The following is a 3374-nucleotide window of genomic DNA, read 5'->3' as shown; positions in this document are numbered from 1 at the left end:
TGCCGTCCTTGGAGTCCTGTCAATAACTGTACGCCAGCCGCTGGCCATCGCTGGGAAGATGACGCGCCGTGGCCGTCCCAGGTCGAGCCACACCACGATTTTGAGTACTTCGCAAACAATGATTTCGTATGTTTTGACAAATTTGGGGAGTTTAATCCTGATTTATTCGTAGAAATGGGGAAATTGTGCACGAAAAAATGAAAGCCGCGTTCTCGAAACTGAGCGCGATAGCGGCGGCGTACCTGCCGTCCGGCTACAAAGAAACATTGCTGGATATGGCAATGGAAATCGACCGCCTGCGGGCGGAAATCAATCAACTGAAGGGGAAATAAGATGCAATTTACGCAATATCAATCGGTGCAGGTGATCGATGAAACGCTGGAACGCTGTGGCCAGGTCGGCAGCTATGTCGGCATGGATGGCGCTGACTACAATTTGCGCTTCGATGATGGCGTTATCGAATCGTTTGAAATCAACTCGATCAAGGGACTTTTCTAACCATGGCCACCGCTAAAAAAAATCTTGGCAAAATGCCATGCGAACGCTGTGGCGACCCGGTAGCGGTGATGCAATCGGAAACGGGTACGCTCAGCTATAAATGTCAGCACGCCGACTGCGAGAAGTCATCTTTTGCGGCGTCGCATACCGGTGCTGCAAAAGCCTGGATGGCCAAGCTGCCGAAACCGTCCTTAGGCGAACCGCCTAAGGCGGAAGTCAAGCCGCCCGTAAAGGAGGCTGAGAAACAGCAGCCTAAGGGCGGTTTCAGCTTCCTCGGCGCATAGGGGAGGCGGCATGGAACAGGAACAGCAGGAACAGCAGCCGGAAATGTCTGGCGAACAGGCAGCAGACCTTCAACGGCTAATGTCGGCGGCAGAGACGCAAGAAAACGATGCGGAAAAGTCGCAACAGGTAGAGGTTGAGCGCATCGGCAATGAGCTGATGGACAGGAACGCGCAAGGGCTGAGTATGCTGATCGACTTGGCGGGGCCGACGCTGGCACAGTTCGGATTCCCAAGCGTTGCGGTAGTGCTTGGCCACAAGGATGATTCAGGCATGACCAGAGGCCAGTTGCTGGCGTCCGTTTGGGCGCCAGTGCTGACGAAATACGGCGTCGATATGGCAGAGCTTGGCGGGACGTATAAGGTGGAAATAACGGCCATCTTCGTATCGCTGCCGATTGTCAAGGCGCTACGTGATGCCGTCATGTTTGATGTGTCGGTCAGGCGGGCAGCGGAAGCGGCGAAACAGGGGCCGCAAGCGCCTAAGGCAGAGCGGGTAAGGGGTGCGCATCAGGAAGAAGCGGCGGCACTGCCATGACGCTAAAAACGGTAGATGGGCGCCTAAGGGTGGTGTCTGGGGCGTCGCGTTGTGGCAAGACCACCCAGGTGGCGAAGGAAACAGCCAGCGAAAAGCGCATCTGTGCTTGGGACCCAGAAGACCAGTGGGCGCAGTTGCCGGGCTATCGCAAGGTGACGACGAGAAAGGAGCTTTTAGCGGCCATGGGTACGCCAGGGCGGGTGCGCGTGGCGTATGTGGCGGGCGGAGACATCAAGGTGGAATTCGATTTCTGGTGTGGCGTGGTCATGTATGCGGGGCGCTACATCGCGCCACTGGTGGCGATTGCTGAAGAACTGGCGGACGTTACAACGTCCTCCAAGGCGCCGGGAAATTGGGGCATCCTGATCAGGCGCGGCCTTAAGAGGGGTATCACGATATACGCCATATCCCAGCGATGGGCGGAAGCTGACAAGACCGCTATAGGCAATGCGTCTGAGTACCTGCTGTTTACGTCACGCGGTGAGGACGTTGACTACATCGCCAGAAAGACGCGGGTGCCGATTGATGAAATTGAGTCGCTAAAGCCGTTTGAATTCATCCGCTATGACCCTGTAACGAAGGAAAAGGCGCGGACAAAACTGCGTTTTTAGTAGTATTTATGCTACAGAGCGAAAATAAAGTTGAGCGGCAGGGCGGGAATTGCCACCCGCCTAAGGCGACCGCTTAAGGCCCGATTTTTGCCTTTGGAACTGGAAAAAAACACTATGAGGACTGCGAACAACAGTTCTCATTTTTTTTTACCAATTTTCTGAGGAAATCATGTCTCAATCCGAAATGACCAAACTTGCGATGGCCCTTGGCATCCTGTATGGCGTGTATAAATTCGTGCCGAACCAGCTGGCTAAAGCCGCTGCCCTGGGCGTTGCCGGTGTCATCATCGGTAAACGCGTGCCTGTCCTCAAAGACGTACTGTAAGGGGCGCGCCATGGGCTTACGCTTGAAATGCCTCCCCTTCAATAACGTCGTTGCTAACGGCGTCGCCACGCTCGATCTGTCGTCCCTGCTGGGTACAACCATCGAGCGCATTACGCTGCAATTGGGCGGCACGGCGCTGACGAAAGCCATGCTGACCAGCATTCAGATGAAGGCGAACGGCAAAATCATCTATGACACATCCGGCGCTCGGCGCGATACCTGCATGCAGTATCGGGGCATCACGCCCAATGCTGGTTTTCTGGTGATTGATTTCAGCGAAATCCGCAGCAAGACCGAATTGGGTCAGTCGCTGGGATCGCTCGATACCACCATGGGCGTAACCAGTCTGAAACTGGAAATTGCCATTGCTGGTGCCACGGCCCCGACGCTGCAAGCCTGGGCGGAAGTGGACCGCCCACAAGTCGATGTATCGCAGGCGTCCACCCGTCCCTTGATCGCCCGCGTGCACAGTTCCAATCAGACCATTGGCGGCTCGGGCCAGTTCTCGATTTCGGTGCCGCATTTTGCAGTGTCCGAAGGCGGCTCGATCTACAAGCGTATCGCCATTTTCTCGGCCAACATGACCGGCTTGCTGATCAAGAAAAACGGCGTCGTGGTGGAAGAGAATATCAAGAGCCTGAACGACTACCAGCAAATGGAATACAAAAAAGTTCCGCAAGCTGGCCTGTACATGATGGATTTCATCACCGATGACAATCAAAGCCAAGCATTGAACACCCGCGACGCGCAAACCATGGAAATCCTCGGCACGTTCTCGGCGGGCGAAACCATCGTGATCGAAGTCGAAGTTCTGGAACCGCTGGGCGTTTTCTAAGGGACCATCATGGAAGAAGATAACGGCACAAACGCGTGGCTTGCCGCGCGCGCCGGTTTCGCGCTCGATACATGGATTGATCGCCAGTTGGGCGGCGGTCAAACCCTGTATAACAGCAGCCAGACCTACGGGCAGGATGAATTCGGCAACGTCTACGTGCTGGGACGCCCGAACATGCCTACCCGCGTCACCAGCACGCCGCAGATTAACCCGCTGTTCCTGCTGATGCTGGTCGGCGCGGTGATCTTCGTGGCGTCGAAATAATGCCAGCGCCGCAAATGCAGGT

At 55.5% G+C, this 3374-nt stretch carries 8 protein-coding genes and 1 pseudogene; all 9 read left to right on the top strand.

The features are described from left to right. A pseudogene (locus ACQ4V8_RS21760) lies at window positions 1-201 on the top strand (replication endonuclease); the annotation flags it as partial. After that, a complete protein-coding gene (locus ACQ4V8_RS21755) occupies window positions 198-332 on the top strand; it encodes a hypothetical protein (RefSeq protein WP_436572192.1) in 135 nt (44 codons plus the stop codon). The pseudogene ACQ4V8_RS21760 and the gene ACQ4V8_RS21755, both read left to right, overlap by 4 nt. A gap of 1 nt (window position 333) precedes the next feature. Beyond that, window positions 334-498: a hypothetical protein gene (locus tag ACQ4V8_RS21750; protein WP_208760749.1), complete on the top strand. Its 165-nt coding sequence runs from the start codon at window positions 334-336 to the stop codon at window positions 496-498. A gap of 2 nt (window positions 499-500) precedes the next feature. Next, complete coding sequence (locus tag ACQ4V8_RS21745; protein ID WP_436572191.1) at window positions 501-782, top strand: hypothetical protein; 282 nt, start codon at window positions 501-503, stop codon at window positions 780-782. A gap of 10 nt (window positions 783-792) precedes the next feature. Then, window positions 793-1317, top strand: coding sequence for a hypothetical protein (locus ACQ4V8_RS21740; protein WP_436572190.1), 525 nt, complete (start codon window positions 793-795; stop codon window positions 1315-1317). Then, window positions 1314-1928: a hypothetical protein gene (locus tag ACQ4V8_RS21735; RefSeq protein ID WP_436572189.1), complete on the top strand. Its 615-nt coding sequence runs from the start codon at window positions 1314-1316 to the stop codon at window positions 1926-1928. Before ACQ4V8_RS21740 ends, ACQ4V8_RS21735 begins: the two co-directional genes overlap by 4 nt. 169 nt (window positions 1929-2097) lie before the next feature. Then, the gene (locus ACQ4V8_RS21730; RefSeq protein ID WP_436572188.1) at window positions 2098-2253 is read left to right on the top strand and encodes a hypothetical protein; all 156 of its coding nucleotides are present in this window, start codon (window positions 2098-2100) and stop codon (window positions 2251-2253) included. Window positions 2254-2263: 10 nt separating this feature from the next. Beyond that, the gene (locus tag ACQ4V8_RS21725; protein ID WP_436572187.1) at window positions 2264-3088 is read left to right on the top strand and encodes a major capsid protein P2; all 825 of its coding nucleotides are present in this window, start codon (window positions 2264-2266) and stop codon (window positions 3086-3088) included. Window positions 3089-3097: 9 nt separating this feature from the next. Then, entirely contained in the window at window positions 3098-3352 is a 255-nt protein-coding gene (locus tag ACQ4V8_RS21720; protein WP_070346674.1) for a hypothetical protein, read from the top strand. The last annotated feature ends 22 nt before the right edge of the window (window positions 3353-3374 follow it).

The sequence above is a fragment of the Janthinobacterium paucivorans genome (genome assembly GCF_051380805.1).
Classification (GTDB): domain Bacteria; phylum Pseudomonadota; class Gammaproteobacteria; order Burkholderiales; family Burkholderiaceae_D; genus Janthinobacterium; species Janthinobacterium lividum_D.
The sequence above is the reverse complement of the archived record's forward strand: the minus strand, read 5'-3'. Positions and strand labels throughout refer to the sequence as shown.